Source organism: Metabacillus sp. KJ11-3 (genome assembly GCF_055808295.1).
In genome coordinates this window covers 3,112,072-3,136,118 of sequence record NZ_CM147865.1, presented here as the reverse complement: position 1 = coordinate 3,136,118, position 24,047 = coordinate 3,112,072, and the positions used below count along the sequence as shown (strand labels likewise).

Annotated in this window: 17 protein-coding genes, 1 pseudogene and 1 riboswitch; all 18 genes and pseudogenes read left to right on the top strand. The window is 36.5% G+C overall.

Translation table 11 applies throughout. The features are described from left to right. Positions 1–12: 12 nt before the first annotated feature. The 18 genes and pseudogenes from AC0L8O_RS15880 (at position 13) to AC0L8O_RS15795 (ending at position 23,671) form a co-directional block, all read left to right on the top strand. Positions 13–213, top strand: a complete 201-nt coding sequence (locus tag AC0L8O_RS15880) for a CLC_0170 family protein (RefSeq protein ID WP_026559472.1) — start codon at positions 13–15, stop codon at positions 211–213. A gap of 414 nt (positions 214–627) precedes the next feature. Beyond that, positions 628–1,275 (top strand): RNA polymerase sporulation sigma factor SigH, encoded by a 648-nt coding sequence (sigH, locus tag AC0L8O_RS15875; protein WP_078434853.1) that lies wholly within the window; start codon positions 628–630, stop codon positions 1,273–1,275. A gap of 439 nt (positions 1,276–1,714) precedes the next feature. Further along, positions 1,715–1,816: riboswitch (purine riboswitch) on the top strand. Between the two features lie 184 nt (positions 1,817–2,000). Next, positions 2,001–3,296 (top strand): NCS2 family permease, encoded by a 1,296-nt coding sequence (locus AC0L8O_RS15870; protein WP_473443648.1) that lies wholly within the window; start codon positions 2,001–2,003, stop codon positions 3,294–3,296. A gap of 391 nt (positions 3,297–3,687) precedes the next feature. After that, entirely contained in the window at positions 3,688–4,443 is a 756-nt protein-coding gene (gene kduD, locus AC0L8O_RS15865) for a 2-dehydro-3-deoxy-D-gluconate 5-dehydrogenase KduD (protein WP_473443646.1), read from the top strand. Positions 4,444–4,649: 206 nt separating this feature from the next. Further along, complete coding sequence (kduI, locus tag AC0L8O_RS15860) at positions 4,650–5,480, top strand: 5-dehydro-4-deoxy-D-glucuronate isomerase (protein WP_216775442.1); 831 nt, start codon at positions 4,650–4,652, stop codon at positions 5,478–5,480. A gap of 106 nt (positions 5,481–5,586) precedes the next feature. Next, a complete protein-coding gene (locus AC0L8O_RS15855; RefSeq protein ID WP_473443644.1) occupies positions 5,587–6,519 on the top strand; it encodes a glycosyl hydrolase in 933 nt (310 codons plus the stop codon). 204 nt (positions 6,520–6,723) lie between these two features. After that, positions 6,724–7,098, top strand: a complete 375-nt coding sequence (locus tag AC0L8O_RS15850; protein WP_473443642.1) for a sensory rhodopsin transducer — start codon at positions 6,724–6,726, stop codon at positions 7,096–7,098. A 106-nt stretch (positions 7,099–7,204) separates the two neighbouring features. Then, positions 7,205–8,971 (top strand): cache domain-containing sensor histidine kinase, encoded by a 1,767-nt coding sequence (locus tag AC0L8O_RS15845; RefSeq protein WP_473443640.1) that lies wholly within the window; start codon positions 7,205–7,207, stop codon positions 8,969–8,971. Continuing rightward, positions 8,964–10,502, top strand: a complete 1,539-nt coding sequence (locus AC0L8O_RS15840; protein ID WP_473443638.1) for a response regulator transcription factor — start codon at positions 8,964–8,966, stop codon at positions 10,500–10,502. Before AC0L8O_RS15845 ends, AC0L8O_RS15840 begins: the two co-directional genes overlap by 8 nt. A gap of 213 nt (positions 10,503–10,715) precedes the next feature. Further along, positions 10,716–12,023 (top strand): ABC transporter substrate-binding protein, encoded by a 1,308-nt coding sequence (locus AC0L8O_RS15835; RefSeq protein WP_473443636.1) that lies wholly within the window; start codon positions 10,716–10,718, stop codon positions 12,021–12,023. 86 nt (positions 12,024–12,109) lie between these two features. Continuing rightward, positions 12,110–13,009 (top strand): carbohydrate ABC transporter permease, encoded by a 900-nt coding sequence (locus AC0L8O_RS15830; protein ID WP_026559482.1) that lies wholly within the window; start codon positions 12,110–12,112, stop codon positions 13,007–13,009. A gap of 47 nt (positions 13,010–13,056) precedes the next feature. After that, on the top strand, positions 13,057–13,899 hold the full coding sequence (locus AC0L8O_RS15825; RefSeq protein WP_078435357.1) for a carbohydrate ABC transporter permease: 843 nt from the start codon (positions 13,057–13,059) through the stop codon (positions 13,897–13,899). Positions 13,900–14,191: 292 nt separating this feature from the next. Then, entirely contained in the window at positions 14,192–14,830 is a 639-nt protein-coding gene (locus AC0L8O_RS15820) for a YesL family protein (RefSeq protein ID WP_473443634.1), read from the top strand. Between the two features lie 164 nt (positions 14,831–14,994). Then, positions 14,995–16,287 carry an ABC transporter substrate-binding protein gene (locus AC0L8O_RS15815; protein WP_473443632.1) on the top strand — a complete coding sequence of 431 codons (1,293 nt, stop codon included), beginning with the start codon at positions 14,995–14,997 and terminating at the stop codon, positions 16,285–16,287. 17 nt (positions 16,288–16,304) lie between these two features. Beyond that, complete coding sequence (locus AC0L8O_RS15810) at positions 16,305–17,339, top strand: glycoside hydrolase family 88/105 protein (protein WP_473443630.1); 1,035 nt, start codon at positions 16,305–16,307, stop codon at positions 17,337–17,339. 27 nt (positions 17,340–17,366) lie between these two features. After that, positions 17,367–18,050 (top strand): rhamnogalacturonan acetylesterase, encoded by a 684-nt coding sequence (locus AC0L8O_RS15805; protein WP_473443628.1) that lies wholly within the window; start codon positions 17,367–17,369, stop codon positions 18,048–18,050. Positions 18,051–18,105: 55 nt separating this feature from the next. Continuing rightward, positions 18,106–20,143 (top strand): annotated as a pseudogene (locus AC0L8O_RS15800) (beta-galactosidase). Positions 20,144–20,506: 363 nt separating this feature from the next. Further along, the gene (locus AC0L8O_RS15795; RefSeq protein WP_473448942.1) at positions 20,507–23,671 is read left to right on the top strand and encodes a rhamnogalacturonan lyase family protein; all 3,165 of its coding nucleotides are present in this window, start codon (positions 20,507–20,509) and stop codon (positions 23,669–23,671) included. The last annotated feature ends 376 nt before the right edge of the window (positions 23,672–24,047 follow it).

Here is a 24,047-nt window from a genome sequence, read left to right as displayed (position 1 = left end):
GAGAGAGGAAAATTGTACATCGGATACATGAATTACCTTATTGCAATTTTCATTATTACAGGTTGCTTAATTATGCGATATGACTACCCGTTTTATAAAAATAAAAAAATGAAAAAAGAAGAAAAAGTAACGAAATTTTTTGGACGAGGGAATATAGTTCTTGGTTTATTACTCTTTGCAGGTAATTGGGTCTATAATACATGGTTTAAATAATTATAAGAGTAAAGTTCTTTATTTCACTCAAAGAAATAAGGGACTTTTTATTTTTGTACTATTAGAAAGTATATAAATTTTATGGATGATCGTATAAGAAAAACTAAGGCTTTCGCCATTAGGACTTCGCGATAAGCCAAGTATTTCTAAATTTTCGTCTTTCCTATATAGGAAATAAAGAGAGTGTACAGGTATCAACATAACTTTCCATCGAAAAATAAAATAATTTGTAATTCCTTATATATTTCGACAACGTTTTTAGTTTTCAGCATGTAAACTTATACTTACTGATAAGGAATTAAGGAGAAGAAATCAAGAAAAAATGTAGGACGCTACAAAGGATAAGTAGATGTAGTGAAATCTACTAGTCAATTGATCATCAAAAACTCGGAAAGTTACTAAGGAGGGATATGAGTGAGTGTGAACACCGTAGTAGAGCCTGTTGAGCGTTATTCTTCTTTAGAAGACAGCATCTTAATCGAAATGTCTCATGAAGGAGATAGTGAATCACTTTCATTTTTAATAAGCAAATATCAACATTTGGTACGTTCAAAAGTGAAATCATATTTTTTAATAGGTGCTGATAAGGAAGATCTTTTTCAAGAAGGAATGATCGGTTTATATAAAGCAATCCGTGATTTTAGACAAGAAAAAATGGCTTCTTTCTATGCTTTTGCTGAATTATGTATCACAAGGCAGATCATTACTGCTATTAAAACAGCTTCTCGTCAGAAACATAGCCCGTTAAACTCATCTATTTCTTTGGACAAGCCACTTATGAATGAAGAATCTTCTTATACTCTTATGGATGTCCTTTCCGGAGAGAATGTCACTAATCCGGAAGTATTTCTTATGAATAAAGAAAAATTAAATGAAATTCAAACAAAGATTAATGAATTATTGAGTGATTTGGAACGAAGTGTCCTCTTACTCTATATGGAAGGTCATTCATATGCAGAAATTTCTGAAGAACTAAACACACATGTAAAATCGATTGATAATGCTTTACAACGAATCAAAAGAAAACTTGATAGACATATTGATTTTAGAAAAGTTGTTTAATAGAAATTAAACAATCTATACCAAAAAAAGCTTCAGTCCCATTAAAAAGGAGGGACTGAAGCTTTTTTATCGTTTACCGGGAAATTATAAAATTCTTGAACTGTGGATAAGCGCTTCGACATCCAGCTACAGCGCCTAGCCCCGAAGCACAGGACGTCGCGTTATTGACTGCCTCTAGGTCTAGCCACAAATGAATTGAAGAAAAAGAACGTCTTCTATTCATTTGCGTCTTATTTGCCTGAGGCTGATCAAGGCGCTTGCGCTTTTGTCAGAAAGTAATATAAATTTTATGGATGATAGGATATGAAAAATTAAGACTTTCGCCATTAGGACTTGGCGATAAGCCAAGTTTTTCTAATGTTATTTTTATATAAAAAATCAAATTTGAGAATTATTAACATTGACGAAAGAACTAAATTTCTTTAAAATATTTTCTTATATCAATATAATATATCTTCCTTGTATAAGTTTAGGGATATGGCCTAAACGTTTCTACCTAGCTACCTTAAATAGCATGACTACAAGGATTACATAAATCACAGGCGGTATGGCCTTTGTGTGTAATCTTTGTATGTAATATGTAAAAGCTTTAGGGTAGGAGACTCTAAAGCTTTTTTTATACGATCATTTATTGATGATAAAGACAAGAAAAACTAAGGTTTTCGCCATTATGAACCGGCGGTAAGCATGAGTTTTTCTAATTTTGTAAAATCCAGGAGGTAAAGATGAAACAGTTCTTTCATTTCTCAGATAGAGGAACAACGTATCGACAAGAGATATTGGCTGGTATGACAACTTTCTTATCGATGGCATATATTTTAGTTGTAAATCCTATTGTGTTATCAGAAGCTGGTATAGACAAAGGGGCTGTATTTACGGCGACTGCTGTCTCAGCTATAATCGGGACCCTATTAATTGGCCTATTAGCAAATTATCCAATCGGGATTGCACCAAGCATGGGTCTTAATTCATTTTTCACCTATTCAGTTGTAATCGGGATGGGAATCCCCTGGCAAACAGCATTAACAGGAGTATTTATTTCCGGTGTATTATTCGTCCTACTTAGTATTTTTAAGATTCGCGAAAAAATTATTGAAGTTATTCCACAAGATTTAAAATATGCGATCGGCAGTGGGATCGGCTTCTATATTGCGTTTATTGGCATGAAAAATTCAGGCATTATTCAAGCAAATGAAGCAACATTTGTGTCACTCGGTAATATTCAATCTGGTCCAACATTATTAGCCATATTTGGTTTTATTGTGACCGTTATTTTCATGGTGAAAAACATCCGTGGCGGTATTTTTTATGGAATGGTCATGACGTCAATTGTTGGAATGTTGTTCGGAATTATTGAAAAGCCAAGCGCGATTGTTGGTGCAATTCCAAGCTTAGAACCTACTTTTGGAGTAGCGTTATTACAATTAGATCAAATTTTTTCAATGGAATTATTAGCTGTGGTGTTTACCTTTCTTTTCGTTGCATTTTTTGATACCGCGGGTACGTTGATTGCCGTTGCAAATCAAGCAGGCATAGTAAAAGAAAATAAAATACCAAATGCAGGCCGTGCACTTTTGGCAGATGCTTCAGCTTCTGTTGCAGGTTCTGTGTTAGGAACATCTACAACAGCTTCTTTTATTGAATCATCAGCAGGTATTGCTGCTGGAGGAAGGACAGGGTTTTCATCAATTGTTATTTCAGGCTTCTTTGCGATTGCTTTATTTTTCTCACCACTGCTTTCGGTTGTTACTTCAGAGGTAACTGCACCAGCTTTAATTATTGTTGGAGCTTTAATGGCAAGTGAGGTTCGTCACATAAGATGGGAAAGACTAGAGATTGCCATACCAGCATTTGTAACAATCATTATGATGCCTCTAACATATAGCGTAGCAACAGGAATCGGTCTTGGATTTATAATGTATCCAATTACGATGCTTGCATTAAAAAAACATAAAGAAATAAACCCTATCGTTTATGTATTAGCACTAATTTTCATCGCTTATTTTGCGTTTGTTTTATAACTGAATATACTCAAACGAACTTAAACGAACGGTCGATGATCGTTTATTAATTATTGTTTTAAATATGAATGTAAATTGACAGTGAATGAAGCGGAAGACACTTGATTCCTGTGGAAGGTAGAGGAAAGGCTTTAGCCCTACAGGCGAAGCCGAAGGAGGCGCGCAAGCTTCCTCCCCGGTAAATCTTGTGTCTGGATCGTAATGGAACGAACTAATCTTCAACTTAAGAGCATTAGTAAACAACAAGTTATGCAAAATCGACTAAAAATAAACCGAAAAAGATGACAAACGGAGAATTAACCGTTGTCATCTTTTTTATTTGTGCTATAATCAAACTATACTGAACAATAACGAACATTTAAGTACGACAATAAACAGAGGAGGGGTATAAATGGAATCACTTTTTTCTCTAAAGGGAAAAGTTGCTTTATTAACAGGAGCAAGCCGTGGATTAGGGCAAGGTATGGCAGTTGGTCTTGCAGAGGCAGGTGCAACTGTTATAGGTGCCGGAATGAGTGATATGTCGGAAACACGGAACAAAATTGAATCTATTGGTGGTACCTTTCATGATGTAAAAATTGACTTGTCTGAAGATCTAGCTGCCGGAAAGCTAGTTTCTGAGGCGTTAGCTATAACAGATAGAATTGATATTTTAGTTAATAATGCCGGAATTATTAGAAGAGAAAATGCAGAGAGCTTTTCTGATGATGATTGGTATGAAGTGATTAAAGTCAACCAGCATTCTGTGTTTCAACTTTGCAGAGAGGTTGGAGGGCATATGCTTGAACATGGCTCAGGCAGAATCATTAATGTAGCCTCAATGCTTTCATTCCAAGGTGGATTAAGAGTGCCTGCTTATACGGCCAGCAAACATGCTGTTGCAGGGTTAACAAAATCACTTGCAAATGAGTGGTCGAGCAGAGGTGTTAATGTAAACGCTATCGCTCCTGGTTATATGGAGACAGATAATACATCTCAACTGAGAGCAAATAAAGAGCGGAATGACTATATTACTTCCAGAATTCCTCAAGGCCGTTGGGGAACTCCTGAAGATCTAAAAGGAGCTGTTATCTATTTAGCTTCGGATGCCTCAAGCTATGTAAATGGTCATATTTTATGTGTCGATGGTGGATGGATGAGCTCTTAAATTATAGGTTCCTCTAGGTAAGTTAGTTTAAAATCTTGTACTTATTTTTGGTGTTCAGCTCCAGCGCCTAGCCCCTCTAGGGTCTAGTCAATATTAATTGAAGGCAAAGAACGCCTTCTATTCCAAATCGCCTTATTTGCCCTAGGCTAACCAAGGTGCTTCCGCATTTCTTACATGAAAATCAAAAATCGAAAGGGGAAAGAAAAATGGAAATTAGACATGCTACAAATCCAACAGATTTTAAAGGATATACAACAGAAAGATTGAGAAGTGATTTTCTAATGGATTCACTTTTTGTTCAAGGTGAAATCAATATGACGTACTCTCATTATGATCGAGTTGTAACAGGGGGAGCAATTCCTACAACACAAGCTCTTAAACTAGAAGATCAAGAAACTCTCAAAACAGAATATTTCTTGGAAAGACGTGAAGTAGGGATTATTAACATCGGTGCTGAAGGTACTGTACTAGTTGATGGGCAAGCGTATACCTTAAATAAAAGAGACTGTTTATATGTTGGCCTAGGTAACAAAGAGGTTTTATTCGAAAGCACAAACTCTTCAGATCCAGCGAAGTTTTATATTGTGTCAACTCCTGCCCATAAACAATATCCAACGAAAAAAGCTCCAATTGAAGATGCGGAGCCAAATCATTTGGGATCTGATAGTGAATCAAATAAGCGTACGATTTATAAGTATATTCATGCAGATGGTATACAAAGCTGTCAGTTAATGATGGGGATGACGTTATTAGAGCCGAACAATATGTGGAATACAATGCCTGCACATCTTCATGACCGCCGCATGGAAGTATATTTGTATTTCGATATGGATGAGAACTCAAGAGTATTCCATTTCATGGGTGAGCCTAAAGAAACAAGACATTTAGTTGTAAAGAATGAACAGGCTGTTTTATCACCGCCATGGTCAATCCACTCAGGCGTAGGTACTAGTAACTACACGTTTATCTGGGCAATGGCTGGTGAGAACTATACGTTTACAGATATGGATGCTGTAGCGATGGAAGAATTAAAATAATTTTCGGGTAAGAATAGTGCGTTATCCTCAACTGGATAGTGCACTCTTTTTTGTACATCAAAAAGTATATATTATTTAGTAAATGATAGAGTTGGAGTGAATGAAATTGAATACATTTACATCACCGAAAGCACCATTATTTCGTGATCCAATCTTCGATGGAGCTGCTGATCCTACTATTATATGGAATCATGACCAAAAAGAGTGGTGGATGATTTATACAAATAGAAGGGCAATTGTTCAGTGTGAGGGTGTATCATGGGTTCATGGAACCGATTTAGGTATTGCAACCTCATCAGATGGAGGAAAATCATGGAACTACAGAGGAGTTATAGAAGGTCTTGATTTTGAAAGAGGCAGAAACACGTTTTGGGCACCTGAAATTATCTATCATAATGGAACGTATCATATGTATGTTAGCTATATTCAAGGAGTACCGAATCAGTGGGAGGGGCATAAACGAGAAATTATTCACTATACCAGTCGAAATTTATGGGATTGGAAATTAGAGTCTATATTAGAATTAAGCTCTGTTTTTGTTATTGATGCATGTGTACATGTTTTGCCGGATGGTCGTTTCAGAATGTGGTATAAAGATGAGGCGGATAATTCTTATACCTATGCAGCAGACAGTGAAGACTTGTATCAGTGGGAGGTTGTTGGTCCTGTTATTGCAGAATACCCACATGAAGGACCGAATGTATTTTATTTTCAAGAGTATTATTGGATGATTGTTGATAAGTGGTCTGGTCAAGCGGTTTATAAGTCAAATGATTGTGAGGACTGGGAGTACAATACAACGATCTTAGACGAACCTGGTGAAAGAACCGATGATTGGTCATTTGGGTATCACGCAGATGTACATGTTCAAGGAGATCAGGCATTTGTATTCTATTTCACCCATCCGGGAAGAAAAGAGGGTGTTCGGGCAGATCAGTATGAAGCAAAACGTTCATCTATCCAAGTTGCTAAGTTACAGGTGGAAAATGGTACGTTAAAGTGTGACCGCAATGAGGCTTTTGAATTTGTTCTTTATTAATCTGTTAACGTTCACTGTTTTTTAAACCTAATTGTCTGATAAGTATATATGTATTTCAGATTGTATTTTATATAATGAAGAGAAAATGACTGGACCACTTATTCTCTAGTTAGATAAAAATGAAAGGGTATTCAATATAGATTCTTGATATTATAATAGATAAATATTATGGGATAAATGATTCATTAATAAGGAGGTTTTTATATGTATACGGGTAAAGGAGAAACACATTGGATAATACCGGATGGGTATATTCCACCACTTAGTACAGGGGAATTACTTAGTCACGAATCCATCTGTATTTTAAACTGTCATAATAAGGACGCTCAAGCTTTTATTACGATCTATTTTGAAGATCGTGATCCATTGGAAAGGATTCCAATTGTTGTTCAAGGAAAAAGAAGTAATCATCTCCGAACATCATCTTTAGAATTAAATGGTGAGAAAATTCCGGCAGGTGTTCCATACTCTATTGAAATAGAAAGTGATCTTCCTATTATTGTTCAATATAGTCGCTTAGACTCGACGCAACCTGGTCTTGCCTTAATGTCAACAATGGGATACCCGCTAAGAGCATAAAATGACAGGGAACCGTACTTCTGCAGAAAGGTTCCTTCTTAGTAATAGTAGTTGAAAGCGGTTACCTGTAAACGTTGAAAAATAATCACATTGGAGTCTGTAGATAATGAAAAACTTAAAGCTTTGTATTTTAAACAGATACAAGAACTTAAAAATTAAGTATAAGCTAATTATCATTATTTCGACCATAATGGTGGTATGTTTATCGTTTATTATCTTAGGCTTTCAATATGCTTTTAATAGCTATGATGAACAAATTTATCGTAAGTCATCACAAGTTCTAATCATGTCTTCTAACAGGATTGAAGACGAACTAAAAAACATTGAAGAAGTTTCCTATAGAGTACTGGCTGATAATAAAATTCAACAGTCATTAATTGAAGCAAAGAAAGAGCTTACTAATTACGATCAATATCAAATTGAAAAGGAAATTAGGGATACCCTGACAAGTTATATAGGATCTGAGGAGTATATTCAATCCATTCATCTGTTTGACAGAAATGGAAAGGAATATCAGGCTGGTAAAATCACGGCATCTATTCTTTACGAAAATGCAGATCATCTTGAGCAAAGAGCAAGAGAAGGGGACGGAAGAAATGTATGGGTTTCTCTAAAAGACTCGCAAAATACAATCTTTTCTGCAAGACAGTTAAGATCCTATCAAAACCTAAGTCTTGATAACTTAGGAACATTGATTATTGAGGTGTCCTTAAATGACATCGTTAAGGAGCTTCCGAGGGAGTGGGGAGGACAGGAAGGACGTATAGCAATTTCGAATGGAGAAGACATCTTTTTTTCTGAAGAAACATCCATACAGATAGATAAATTAAATTTATCTGTAAGTGATAGACAGGGGTATCAAATCCAAAAACTAGCTGGAAGAAATTACTTTGTCACATACTCAAATTCTACGTATGCCAATTGGACATATTGGAATGTGCTACCTTTCGAAACAATGTTTGCAAAAGTTACGACAATTAAGTTTTTGGTTATTTTTTTATTTTTCGTTATTTTACTATCTTCCATCTACTTTTTCATTCGTTTTTCGAAAAGGATTACAGACCCAATTGAAAACTTGGTTTCAGCTATGAAAGTCGTTCAAAACGGTGATTTCAAAGCTGTTGATACATTTAGGCTTACCGAAGAAAAAGATGAAATTGGTATTCTTCACAGAAATTTCTTTGTCATGATTGAAAGAATCAATGATTTAATCAATGAAAACTATGAAAAACAACTCCTAATAAAGGATACGGAATTTAAAGCATTGCAATCCCAAATAAATCCACATTTTCTCTATAATACACTCGAATCAATTAATTGGTTAGCGAAGATCAATAAACAAACCCAAATATCAAAAATGGTTGAATCACTGGGCTTTCTGCTAAGAAATGCAATTAGTTTGAAGGATGATGTGATAACCGTTCAAGAAGAAATTGAAATGGTTCAGCATTATATTACCATTCAAAAATTCAGATTTGAGGAACGTCTAAATTTTTTCCTTGAAATTGATGAAAATGTCAAAGGTTGTCTTATACCAAAGCTGATTATCCAACCGTTAGTAGAAAATGCAATTAATTATGCACTTGAAATGATGATGGAGCCATGCGAAATAAAAGTTACGGCATATAAAGAAGGAAAAAATCTATATCTTGCTGTTGAGGATAATGGACAGGGGATGGACATGGCACAACTTGAACAAGTGCGTAGGGGAGAATTTAAGACAAGAGGAAATGGGATTGGTCTTAGTAACATTGATTCTAGAATAAAATTTGTCTTCGGGTCAAAATATGGATTACAAATTGATAGCGAGTTAAACATTGGAACAAAGGTGCTCATTATCATTCCATATCAAACGAGGTGGAGTTATGTATAAAGTTTTACTAGTTGATGACGAAAGAATTATTTTAGAAGGTATTTCAAGTATCATAGATTGGGAAGAGATTGGTACTGAATTAATTGGTACCGCGCGTAACGGCCTTGAGGCCTACGATTTTATTATGAGAGAAAGGCCGGATATCGTTATTTGTGACATTAAAATGCCGGGTATGACCGGGTTGGAATTAGTAACAAGAGTGTCCAAAGAATTTCCTGAAGTAAAATTTATCATTTTGTCCGGTTTTAACGAGTTTGAATATGCGAAACGAGCAATGGAGCATGGAGTAAAGCATTATTTACTAAAGCCTTGTAATGAAATGAGTATTGTTGAAGCACTAACAAGTATCATAAATGATCTATCAACAGATGCAAAGAAAGAGCAGTCTCTCTTTGATATGAAGAGCCGTCTGGATCAGATCCAACCATATATGAAAAAGCAGTTACTCAAGGAATTCATTACAACCAAGCTTGATAATAATCAAGGTATTCAATTTTATGAAAAGCTTTTAAGAGTTAATTTTCATGATGAGTTTATAAGACTTATTATTTTTCGAATTGAAGGGGAATACCATTACGAGCATATGTTTGTCATTGAAAATCTTGGAGAAGATCTATTCTCTGAATCCGTCTTATCAACAAATATTGGAGAATATGCATTATTTCTTGTTGATGAACAGGATTTTTCAGTTCTTCAAGATCAAATTGAACGATTACGCAATCATTTCTTTAACATATACGAAATGGATATGACTGTTGCGATAAGTGAGATGGATTGCATTACGAATGTTAGAAAACTATATTTAGAGGCACTAGAATGTTTACATCACCGGTTCTATTTAGGCGAAGGAAGTATCATTACGAAAAATGATATCCAACAGGATACGAAATTAACAGACTATGAATATGATGGACAAAGCTTGTGTCTATTTATAAAATCCGGGAATATCGAAAAGGTTGAAAATGAAATCGTACAATTTTTTCAAGAGTTGGCAAGTAAAAGATTATCTATTGGGTTAGCAAGATCATATGTTATGCAGTTGTTTTTAGTCATGATCCAACATACTGACTCTAAAAGGATCCAATCTTATACAGGGAAAATGTCTTCATTGCTGGAAATGGACACAATTCAACAAATGAAAGAATCCTTTCTTATGACAGCAATTGACATTACCCAACATTATTATGAGAAACATAAGTCCAATCATTCCGAAGTTATTCAGAAGATGATGGACCTTGTGGAGAAAAACCTGGCAAATACAGATTTATCTTTAAAATGGGTTGCTAATAAGGTGTATATGAATGCTGACTATTTAGGTAAACTTTTTAAACAGGAAACAGGTGAAAAGTTTTCCAGTTTTGTAACACAGCAACGGATAAATAAAGCCTTGGAACAGATTGAATTAATGGATGATATTAAAGTATTTGCTATAGCTGAAAGTATAGGGTTTGGAGATAACCCCCAATATTTTAGTCAGGTATTCAAGAAATTTACAGGTTATTCTCCTTCTGAATATAAGAAAGTCAATTGATGATAAAAGCTCACAATCTATTGAACTAGGTTGTGGGCTTTATTTGTAGGAGATAGTACCTGTAATAGATAGTAAGTCCAAGTAGTTTAAAAATAGTTGTCAGAATTCACTGTTTTTTGAACAGAGTTATCTGATTTTTGCATTTCAAAAGACCTATAAACCTAATAAAATAGGGGTTGTAAGCGGTAACAGAAAATAAGAGGGGGAAGAGAAATGAAGAAATGGTTGTTTTGGTTATTAGCAGTTGTTATGGTATTTTCTTTGGCAGCCTGTAGTGGAGGAAGTAATACTTCTTCAGGTGAATCTACTTCAGATTCAGGCGGTGGAAGCGGAGATGAAGAAATTAAACTTCGTATTGCATGGTGGGGATCAGAACCACGTCATGATTACACATTAGAAATAATCGAAATGTATGAAAAAGAAAATCCAGGTGTAAAGATTCAAGCTGAATATGCTAGCTGGGATGATTACTGGAAGAAGTTAGCACCACAGGCTTCTGCACAACAGCTTCCTGATATTATTCAAATGGACCTTTCCTATTTTTCACAGTATGCAGAAAATGGCCAATTAGCTGATTTAACTCCATATGTTGGAAATCAAATTGATACAACAAATTACACTGAAAATTATATTAACGGTGGAAAAATTGGTGATAAATTATATGGCTTTAACTTAGGAGTAAACGTTGTTGGTCTTCACTATGATGAAGCACTTTTAAAGAAAATCGGTGTTGATTCGTTAGCAGAAGATTGGACATGGGATGATTATATGGAAATCGCGGCAAAAGCGAAAGATGCCGGTCTCTTTATGGACACAGGTATGAAAGCAGATGTTTTCTTTAACTACTACTTAAGAACACAAGGAAAGTCTTTATATAGCAAGGATGGTACTGCTTTAGGATATGAGGATGACCAAATGTTTATTGATTTCTTCAGTATGACATCACAATTAGTAAAAGATGGTGCTGTCCCAACACCTGATTATCTGGCTCAATTGAAGGGTCTAGAGGATGATCCGGTTGTAAAAGAAAAAGCAGTTGGAATTTGGCAATGGTCTAACCAGTTTGTTGGTATTCAGCAGGTAGCTAATCGTCCGTTAAAAATTCACAACATGCCGGGACCTAACACAAGTGATGGTTTGTATTTAAAACCTAGTATGTTCTGGTCTGTTGCCGAGAATTCAAAACATAAAGAGGAAGCAGCGAAGTTCATTGACTTCTTCGTAAATAATGTCGAAGCAAACAAATTAAATTTAGGAGATCGCGGAATCCCTGGCTCTTCTGTTATTAAGGAAGAACTGAAGCCTGTGTTAACACCAGAACAAGTCCAAGTATTTGATAGTGTCGAATGGGCTGAACAAAACAGTTCTGAATTTGATGGTCCGGATCCGATCGGTGCAGGCCAAGTTATTGAGCTTTTGGATAGCCTATCAGAACAAATGAATTATGGTCAAATGAAGGTTGAAGATGCTGCTAAACAATTTAGACAACAAGCAGAAAGCATATTATCTCAAAATAAATAGTGATTAAAACACTAGTAGCTGGTCATTATAGATCAGCTACTAGACTTTAAAATATCATCACTGTTTGGGAGAAAGGAAATGATCGTATGAGTGCTCGCGCCCTTAAACAAAATATGAAAGGCTACGCATTTATTAGTCCCTTTATCATTGGGTTTCTAGCGTTTACGTTTATCCCAATTGTTGCCTCATTATACTTTTCATTCACACAATATAACCTATTCGCTTCTCCAACATGGATTGGTCTTGAAAACTATAAAAAAATGTTTACTGAAGATCCAAGGTACTGGCAATCTCTCAAAGTTACCCTTATCTATGTTTTTGCCGGAGTTCCATTACGTTTAGGATTTGCTTTATTAATCGCCATGGTACTTAACACAGCATCAAGAGCTGTAGGGTTATACCGGACGCTATTTTATCTGCCTTCATTAATAGGAGGAAGTGTTGCCGTTGCTATTATGTGGCGTAATATTTTCGGTGATGAAGGAATTATCAACCTGTTGCTGGCATTCTTTAGTATTCCGGATGTTCGCTGGTTTGGTGACCCAACAGCAGCACTTTGGATGCTTATCTGTTTATCTGTATGGCAATTTGGTTCATCGATGTTAATTTTCTTAGCTGGATTAAAAGGTATTCCAATGACTTATTATGAAGCGGCAAGTGTTGACGGAGCGAACTTTTGGCAAAAATTCACGAAAATTACACTTCCGATGTTAAGCCCGGTTATTTTATTTAATACAATTATGCAAACCATTGCAGCATTTATGACATTTGTTCCAGCTTTCATTATTTCGAAGGGAACGGGTGGTCCTTTAGATGGAACACTTCTTTACTCACTCTATCTATTCATTCAAGGATTTGAATTCTTTAATATGGGCTATGCGTCAGCGATGGCATGGATCATGCTTATTATTGTAGGAATTCTTACAGCGATTATCTTTGCTACATCGAAGTTTTGGGTTCACTATGAATCGGAAGGAGGGAAATAAGGATGCAAACAAATACAGAAATCAATACGGCTTCTAAGCGCTTTGAAATGCCGAAAGCAAAGAAGCCGAAGTGGTGGATTTATCACATTCTTGTTGGCGGGTTTGCGATTCTTATGCTGTACCCTGTTATATGGCTGTTAATGAGCTCTTTTAAGCCAAGTGACACGATCTTTGTAACAGCGCAATCACTTATTCCGGATCCATTTATTCTTTCAAATTTTGCTCAAGGCTGGGAAGGGATCGGCGGCAATTCGTTTGGTGTGTTTATTAAAAATACGGTCGTTCTTGTTATCATTACGATGATAGGTCAAGTCATTTCTTCAGCTGTGATAGCGTTCGGATTTGCAAGATTAAGCTTCTTTGGAAAAAGTTTTTGGTTTGCTCTTATGATGGTTACACTTATGTTACCGTATGAGGTTGTTATGATCCCTCAGTACATTATCTTTTCAAAATTAGGTTGGCTTGACTCGATAAAACCAATTGCAGTTCCAGCTTACTTTGGTCACCCGTTTTTCATCTTCCTTCTTGTTCAATTTATTCGAACAATACCAAGAGAATTAGATGAAGCAGCAACAATTGATGGATGTGGGACATTCAAGATTTTTTATAAAATTATTTTGCCGTTAATTAGACCTGCATTAGCAACAGTGTCGATCTTCTCATTCTATTGGACATGGGATAACTTGCTGGGACCTGTTCTTTATTTAAATAGTCCTGATAAATATACAGTATCAATGGCGTTAAATATGTTCTTAAGTAATGAAACGGTTTCAAACTGGGGAGCAATGTTTGCAATGTCAATTGTTACACTAATCCCTGTATTTGTTATCTTCTTCTTATTCCAACGCCATGTTGTTGAAGGAATTAGTACAAGTGGATTAAAGGGTTAAGCTCTAATAGCTAACCCTTCATCTGACTTTTTAATCGTCCAGGAAATTATAAAATTCTTGAACTGTGGATAAGTACGCGACATCCAGCTCCAGCGCCTAGCCCAGAAGCACAGGACGTGCAAGTGCAGTCATTGCGACAGGACGTCGCGTTATTGACTGCCTCTAGGGTCTAGCCACAAAGGAATTGGAGACAAAGAACGTCTTCTATTCCTTTGCGTCTTATTTGCCCGAGGCTAACCAAGGCGCTTGCACTTTTGTTCAGAAATTATTAAAAAAGGAATGGGGCAGAGCTATGGAAACACATGGATTTATGAGTGGTGTAAACAACATACTGGAATGGATTTCACGATTAGCGTTATTAAATATATTGTGGATCGGTTTTTCCTTACTTGGTTTTATTGTCCTGGGGTTTTATCCTGCAACAGTTGCCATGTTTGCTGTCGTGAGAAGATGGGCAAGGGGAGATCTTGAGGCACCGGTGTTTTCTGTGTTTTGGAGCTCATATAAAAGCGAGTTTGTGAAAAGTAATATGTTCGGAGCTGTTATATCGCTGATTGGGATCATTTTATTTATTGATTTCCTATTTTTAAAACAAGCTTCTACAATGGTTCAAAACTTGTTGAACATTCCTTTTTTAATCATTTCCCTCATTTTTATTTGTACATTGCTTTATGTGTTTCCAATGTATGTTCACTTCAACATGAAAATACTGGATATACTAAAAAACTCATTTTTTGTGATGGTTATGAATCCACTTAAAACACTTATCATGTTGATTAGTAGTTTAGGGTTAGTTATTTTACTATCGTTTGCTCCACCACTTATGATCGTTTGCAGTGGAAATGTATTAGCTTTGGTTATGTCTAAACCGGCAATGAATGCGTTCAACAAAGTAAACAAAAAACATGAATCAGTGACTGTACATCAATAAAGAAAAAGATTTAAGTAGATTGATCAGGTGTAAATGCTTACAATTGAAATGATGAAGATATCACTGTTTTTTCATCATTTCAGTCTGTATTTTTCATTAAAAATCATGAGAATACCTACTAAACTATAACTATATATGTAAGCATTTACAAAGGATGATTTACTATGAACAAGCTTTTTCTTTTATGTATTGCCCTATTTGTATTATTGTCTCTAACCTCGTGTCAGTCAATTCAAGACCAAGATGAAAGTGTCATTGATAAAGAACCGATTACGATAAAGGTAGCTTGGTGGGGAGGACACCCCAGACATGAGTATACGACCGAAATCATTGAGCTTTTTGAGAAAGAAAACCCAACAATAAACGTAGAACCTGTTTTTGCAAATTGGGATGATTATTGGAGAAATTTAGCTCCTATGGCGGCAGGGAATCAACTTCCTGATGTTATTCAGATGGATATTGCTTTTTTATCGCAATACGGTGAAAAAGGATTACTTGAAGATTTAACACCTTTTATTAAAAACAACACCATTGATACTTCCTCTATTCGGGAAAGTGTTGTGAACAGCGGGAAAATTGGAGAGGAACTATATGGCTTTACAGTAGGAATTAATGTTCTTTCTGTTATTTCCAACGAGCAGTTGTTAGATAAAGCCGGTGTGAAAATATATGATGATACTTGGGCTTGGGACGATATGGAGCAAATGGCTTTGGATATTAAGAAATATGCAAATGTCTATGGCTCAAATGGAATGCATCCACCAGATATCTTCTTTCCCTACTATCTTAGAACAAAAGGTGAGCAGTTTTACAACGAAGAGGGGACAGGACTTGCATATAAAAATGATCAATTATTTGTTGATTATTTTAACATGCAGTTAAGGCTTGTAGAAGGCGGAGCATTTCCTACACCAAATGAAGTAGCAGCAGCTGTTAGAGGGATGGAAGATGATTTAATTGTAAATGGAAAGTCAGCAATTACTTGGAACTATTCTAATCAATATGCAAGCTTTGATCAATTAACAGAAGCTCCATTGACATTAAATTTACCACCGGAGCATTACGAAAATCAGGCGCTTTTTTTAAAACCGAGCATGCTTTTATCCATTCCGAAAAGTTCTAAGTATAAAGAAGAAGCGGCTAAATTCATTGATTTTTTTGTGAATAATGTGGAAGCAAATAAATTAATGAAGGGTGAACGAGGTGTCCCTGTTTCATCTAAGATATCGGAAGAAGTAAAGCCTATGCTTTCTGGAGAAGAATTAAAAATCGTCGAATATGTTGAGAAAGCCATAAGTCTTACAAACGAAATGTACCCGCCAGATCCGACAGGCAGCTCACAGGTGATAGAAGTCTTAAAAAATATATCAGATGAAATTATGTATAAAAAAATAACTCCTGAAGAAGGAGCAAAAAAATTCAGAGAACACGCGCATGAAATTCTACAAAAGGGATGAATTGGAGGATGGATTATATGCCAAAATTACAGTTTGATGAAAATGAAATTAGAGAATTGATAGATAAAGTAGTAAACCGAACTTTCGAGATGGATTTTAACTGGGATTGGCCGGGCGGAGTGGCCTTTTATGGGGTAGCTGCTGCTTATGAAGCAACAGAAAAACAAGAGTATATTGATCTACTAAAAGCGTGGGTGGATGAATGGTTGGAGGATGGTTTACCAAAGCTCTCCATTAATGGGGTTTCAATTGGCCACGCGTTGATTACTCTTTATAACGTAACAGAAGATGAAAAATATTTAACTGTTATTAAAGAAATGGCTGATTATCTTCAAAATGATGCCCCGCGATTTGCAGACGGCATCTTTCAGCATACAGTTAACTCTGTGAAGGATGTATTTCCTGAGCAGGCATGGGTAGATACAATGATGATGGCAGGACTATTCTTGTTAAGAGTCGGAAAACTTTTAGATCGTGAGGACTATTTCAGGGATGGGTTAAAGCAATATCATGGTCATGAGGAGTTTTTACAGGATCCTGTGACAAATCTATATTATCACGGCTGGGATAATATCGCCCAAAACCATATGTCTTCAATTTATTGGGCACGCGGAAATGGGTGGGCTGCGTTAACGATGGCGAAAGCTCTTGAATTAATTGAAGTACAGGATCCTTCTTACATGATCATTGATTGTTCATTGCGTGATCAGCTAAGTGCTTTAGTACGACTTCAAGGAGATAATGGACTTTGGCATACGATTGTTGATGATCCAACCTCATATGATGAGATTTCCGGCTCTTCTGCAATTGCAGCTGCGCTCCTTAAAAGAGGATCTTTATATAATAAATACATCCAAAAATCAATTCAAGGTATTATCAATGAAATCGAAGAAGATGGAAAAGTATCTAAGGTTTCAGCTGGAACAGCTGTCATGAACGATGCTGATGGTTACAAAGAGGTTCCTTATAAACGTATTCAAGGATGGGGACAAGGTTTAACTCTCGTGTTCTTAGCTGAATTATTAAAAAGTAACAGACATGTATTTAATTAGTTTCAAAGATTGATTGGAGGTGTGAATATGGAGAAATCGTATACGATCTATTTGGCAGGAGATTCAACAGTAGCAAATTGCCCTAGCCATGAGGCACCTATGGCAGGATGGGGCCAAACCTTTCATGAATTTTTCCAAGAAAATATAGTGATTATTAATAAAGCTATGGGAGGAAGAAGCTCAAACAGCTTTATCGAAGAAGGTAGACTTGAATCTATTATGAACGAAATTCAACCGGAGGATTTCCTATTTATTCAATTTGGTCATAATGATCAGAAATCATATGGGACTGAACCGTATACAACTTTTCAATCAAATTTAACGGAATATATTACAGGCGCTCGTGCTAAAGGAGCATATCCACTATTAATTACTCCTGTTCATCGAAGGAAATTTAATGAAGATGGTATTCTGGAAAATACTTTAGGTGAATACCCGGAGGCAATGATGGAACTTGCCGAAAAGCTTGATGTTCCACTTATAGACTTATGGTCCAAGACAAGGAAGCTATATGAAGAACTTGGTGTGGAAGGATCTAAAAATCTCTTTACAATCTTTGCTCCAAATGAACAGCCAAATTATCCGGATGGCATTATTGATAATACTCATTTTAGTGAACATGGTGCAAAAGAAGTAGGGAAATTGGTTATTGAAGGGTTAAGAGAGCTTCGTTTACCGATCGAAAAGTATTTATGTGTAAAGAAATTTTGAAAAGTTAACCACGTTATTTCGTGGTTTTTTATATTAAGAGTAAAGGAGATTTCTTATGACGAAGAAGCTATATCATGGAGCCGCATATTACCCTGAATTATGGGATGAGGAAACAATTGAAGAAGATATAAAGTTAATGGTAGAAGCAGGTATAAATGTTGTGCGAATAGGTGAATTTGCCTGGTCTACTTTGGAAAAAAAGAAGGTCTAATTGATCTAATTTTTTTTGTGAATGTGATTGAAAAACTACACGATCATGGAATTGAGACGGTCATGTGTACACCAACACCTACTCCACCGATTTGGTTAACTCATAATCATCCTGAAAGATTGCATGTTGATGAAAATGGGCAGGGAATGAGTCATGGCTCAAGGCAGCATATATGTACAAATAATCCTTATTTTAGAAAAAGGGCCGCAATCATTACCGGGGAAATAGCAAAAGCTGTTGGCCATTTACCAGGTGTTATTGGCTGGCAACTTGATAATGAATTTAAATGCCATGTAAGTGAATGTATGTGCGAAACATGTAAATCATTGTGGCATAAATGGCTGGAAGACCGCTATGGCACAGTTGATGCATTAAATGAAGCGTGGGGAACTCATATTTGGAGTCAATATTATCATTCTTTTGAACAGATTCCACAACCAGTCTCAACGCCATTTCTTCATAATTCATCGTTGAAAACAATGTATCAGCTTTTCTCATTTGAAAAGATCGCCGAATTTTCAGATGAACAGGCTTCGATAGTCCGTCAATATTCCCAAGCTCCTATAACGCATAATAGCACAACTTTTTTTCATGTTGATAACGAAAGGTTATACAAACATCTTGATTTCGCTTCATTTGATACGTATGCTGAACGAAGTAATTTTGCTTCTTATTTATTTAATTGTGATTTATGGAGAAACTTTAAATCCGGCAAAGATTATTGGGTTATGGAAACAAGTCCATCACATAGTGCATCACTTGAGAGTTATGCAGCCCCTCATGCAAACGGATATTTAAAAGCAGAGGCTGTCGCGTCATATGCGTTAGGCGGGGAAGCATTTTGTTATTGGTTGTGGAGACAGCAACGTACAGGCTGTGAACAGCCTCATGGATCTGTTATTAGTGCATGGGGAAAACCGACTGTCGGTTTTGAAAACGTAAAAGAAGTTGAGGCTGCCAGGAAAGAGCTTGAACCAATCATCACAACGACTAGGCCCGTACAAGCTGAAGTAGCGATAACGTATTCAGATCGAGCAAGAGCATTTCTAAAAACAGAACCACATAGAGATTTAGATTATCGTTCTCTAATCATCCCATTTTACGAAAGAGTTCTGTCAGCTGGATATCACCGTGATTTGATTCCTGAGGGTGCGAAATTTAAAGGATATAAATTATTATTTACACCATTCGTCCATTATCTATCTCATGATTATCTTCAACAAGCAACAAAATTTGTTGAAGAAGGTGGAGTGTGGATTGTTGGTCCGCTTGCCGGAGGAAGAACAGAACACCATACAATTCATACAGATGCAGCGTTAGGACAGCTAGAGCAACTTGCCGGAGTTGAAACTCTTTATACATATCCAATGGAGGGAACAGATTCATATGGTGAGTTTATGGGAGTTAAAGCATCATTAAGCTTATGGAGCTCTGTTTTTCAACCAACTGCCGGAAAAGCTGTGGGCACGATTAAGGGGGGAACTCAGATGGAGCTGCATTTATGACTGAACATAAAGTCGGCAAGGGAAAAATTGTCATGATTGGTTCACTTCCATCAGGAGAGTCAGGTGATCAATTACTAAAGAAATGTATTGATCATTATGCAAAAGAAGCGGATGTACAACTAAAAACAGATGTTTCGAGAGGAACAATTGTGGCTCCACGTATTCGTGAGGGTGAAAAAATCTGGGTAATTGTGAATTTGGATGGAAATGGAGGAACTGTTTCTATACCAGATGGTGGAAAAGATCGTTTAACAGGAGAACAAGTAGAAAATGGTCAATACCAAATTGGACCGTTTCAGCATAAAGTGATCGTGTTTCCAATGAACAAAGATGAGAATCAATTAGTAAAAAATCAATTAGCTGACAGTTTTCAATAATACTTAAGTTTAAAAAGATAGAATCCCGAAATGAAGGTTGAGTAGACACCATCTTTTCGGGATTTTTCATGTGAAGAGAAGGGAGTGCAGCTTTTATGTGAATGTCACTGTTATTTAAACGTTAAAACCTGTTATCTATATGTTATTCTACGATTGCTTATTTTAAAATGAGGAAGATTTCTATTTTAATAGCTTAAAATGTAAGGGGTTACATTTTGGGTATCTGGAGGTGAGTTTGAAAGAATTAACTTGAAGTAAACAGGAAACGGCATTAGGGGACTACTATATGGGAGGTAATGTTTAGTGAAGAAGGGTATTACTAAAAAGTTTTCAGTCTTAACGAGTACAGTGTTGATCACTTCAATGTTTAGTGGACTGGCACCATTAGCGACACCATCGGTTAGTGCTGAGGATAAAGTGACAAAAAACATGAAATTTGATTTTGGTTCAGCAACAAGTCCAGTTGCTGAAGGATATAACCAAGTAGCTAATACACTTGTTTATAGTTCTGAAAATGGGTATGGGTTCAGTGCAGAAGTTGGGTTTCGTGATCGAGGTGAGCCTGATGCTTTATTAAGGGATTTTGCTCTTGCAGCTGGTCATGAATTTAAGGTAGATCTCCCAAATGGAGACTATGCAGTCAAAATTAAATCAGGGGATCAGATTGCTCCTAATCGGACTAGCTTCTCAATTGAGGGAAAATCATATGGCTCTATTTCATCTAGTGCCGCAAATTATGAAGAACTTCAAGCGAATACTTCTGTAAATGACGGTCAACTGAACATAGCAATCGGTGATAATGGGCGAATTAATTCCTTAGAGATTACCCCAATGGTCGCACCAAACGGATTGGAAGTGACAAATAAGGAGCTGGGAGCTGAATCAAGTGTTACTTTGAAATGGAATACAGTTGATGGAGCAAAAAGCTATAATGTATACCGCAAGCTGGAAGGAGAACAATCTGCAACAAAAATTGGAACGACAGATAAAGAAGGATTTATCGATTCGACTGCACAACTGGGATATACATACACATATACCGTTACACAAATGAATGAAGCTGGTATTGAATCAACCTCAAGCAAAGGAGTCACAGTTGGAGTGTATGATGAAAAGATCGATGCTCCGAGTGCTCCTGCTCAGCTTGCTCTCTCAAAAGCAAGTAAAGATTCAATTGAACTAAGTTGGAAACCAATAAATGATGCAGTAATGTACTATATCTATCGTTCAAAATCAGAGGATGGTACATTTTCATTGGTAGGGACTTCAACAAAACCGATATATAGTGATTCTGTTGCTACGACAACAAACTATTATTACAAAATTAGTGCAGTTAATGCAGGCGGATTTTCTGAACGTTCCAAACCACTTAAAACACCAATAGCCAATACTATGGTGCGGCAAATGGAAGAGTTGGGTCGTGATCTAGTTGCTGTAAAGGTAGATGAAGGGGTGTTTATTAGCTGGCGCCTGCTTGGTACTGATTCTGAGGACGCGGCCTTTAACCTTTATCGTGATGGAAAGAAAGTGAATCATAAGCCGATTACATCGAGTACAAATTATGTGGATTTAAAAGGAACAGTTAAATCAACATATGAAGTCCGTGAAGTTGTAAATGGTAAAGAACAATTAACAGCGGACAAAGCAAAGGTTTTTAGCAATCAATACTTTGACATTCCACTTCAAAAGCCAGAAGGCGGTACAACCCCTGATGGTGTTAAATACACATATAGTGCCAATGATGCAAGCATTGGTGATCTTGATGGTGATGGGGAATATGAAATTGTCTTAAAATGGGATCCTTCCAATTCAAAAGATAATTCAAAAGCCGGATATACAGGAAACGTTTTTATTGATGCGTATAAATTGGATGGTACCCGTTTATGGAGATTAGACTTAGGCAAAAACATTCGTGCTGGTGCTCATTATACTCAGTTTTTGGTATATGACTTTGACGGAAATGGCAAATCTGAGGTTGTAATGAAAACGGCTGATGGAACAAAAGATGGGAAAGGTACTGTCATTGGAGATCCTCATGCAGATTACCGAAATTCAGGTGGTTATGTCTTAAGTGGTCCTGAATATTTAACCGTTTTTGATGGAGAAACAGGAAAAGCTTTAACAACAATTGACTATGACCCACCTAGAGGAAATGTAAATGATTGGGGAGATGGGTACGGAAATCGAGTTGATCGTTTTCTTGCCGGAGTTGCTTATTTAGATGGAGAAACACCCAGCATAATTATGGCTCGTGGTTATTATACAAGAGCTGTATTAACAGCCTATAACTTTAAAAACGGTGAGCTGACAAAACGATGGAATTTTGATAGCAATACCTCCGGGAATGAAGATTACAGTGGTCAAGGTAATCATAGTATGAGTATTGCTGACGTTGACTTTGATGGTAAGGATGAAATAATCTATGGTGCTGCTGCAATCGATCATGATGGAACCGGTCTACATACAACAGGATGGGGACATGGTGATGCACAGCATGTCAGTGATTTAGATCCAACAAGGCCTGGACTGGAGATTTTCGGAGTACACGAAAGCTCAAATTCACCTTATGGACTATCTTTCCGTGATGGAGAGACAGGTGAAATCATCTGGGGTGTAAAAACAGGAAAAGATACAGGTAGAGGTTTATCAGCTGATGTGGACCCTCGTTATCCTGGTGCGGAAGCTTGGGCTATCGGAGGAGCATGGAATGATCGAACAGGTGGAATGTATACGGCAAAAGGTGAAAAAATTGGTACAAACATTCCGACATCAAACTTTGCAATTTGGTGGGATGGAGACTTACTTCGTGAATTGTTAGACCATAATTTTGATGAAACAGAGGGTAGTCCAACATACGGTCTGGGTGTTGCCAAAATTGATAAATGGAATCCAGAAACAAATAGCCTGGACAATCTAGTAACAGATAATGAAGTCACGTCTAATAACTGGACAAAAGGAACTCCTGCACTTCAAGCAGATCTCTTAGGAGATTGGAGAGAGGAAGCAATTTGGAGATTAAACGACAGCAGTGCACTTCGTGTTTATACAACAACAGATGTGACAGAGCACCGAATACCAACACTCATGCACGATTCACAATACAGGGTTGCAATCGCTTGGCAGAACGTAGGATACAATCAACCACCACATCCGAGTTACTTTTTAGGACATGATATGGACACAGCACCATTCCCGTCTATTCATACGGGTAAAGTAGAACAAGTAGGTGTTCAAATTAACCCTGAAGTTCTTAATGTGAAAAGCAAAGGTGGGAAAAACTCCGTTACGATAAAAGTTGACCTTCCTTCAAAGAATAAAGAAAACGTTAAAGTAGTCAAACTACATGTAAATGGGAAAACAATATTCGGCCAAGTAAATGGAAATGGTAAAAAGGCAACAATCAAAGTGGATCGTCAGGAAATCATAGCTGCTTTTGATAACATAAAAGGTGAGATTGAAGTTACCATAACAGGTTACCTTGAATCAGGTCTAACCTTTACTGGCAGTGATAAATTGACAGTTAAGTAGAATAAGAGAATTAGAGAGTGATAATGATAAACATTATCCCTCTTACTTTTTATAAATGATAACAACACTGTTATCCTGAGGAAATTAACGGTTTTTTATATGTTCATTAACTCACTCACTCCTTATAATGGGCATTAGTTTCTATTTTTTGAAAAGGCTTACAAATAAGTGTGCTACTAAATCTAAAAAAGGGAGGTACTGAACTTTCTAATAAGTCTTTTTTAATAGAGTAATAAGGAGAAAAAGTTACCTAAAGCAATAGGCGACCTACTATCATTCTATCAAATCTAGTTATTCATGTACTAATTGTTCCCCTCAAGCCTTAGTACACTTTTTCTTTGCCGAATAAAAATGCGAAAGGTGATGAAAGAAGCTT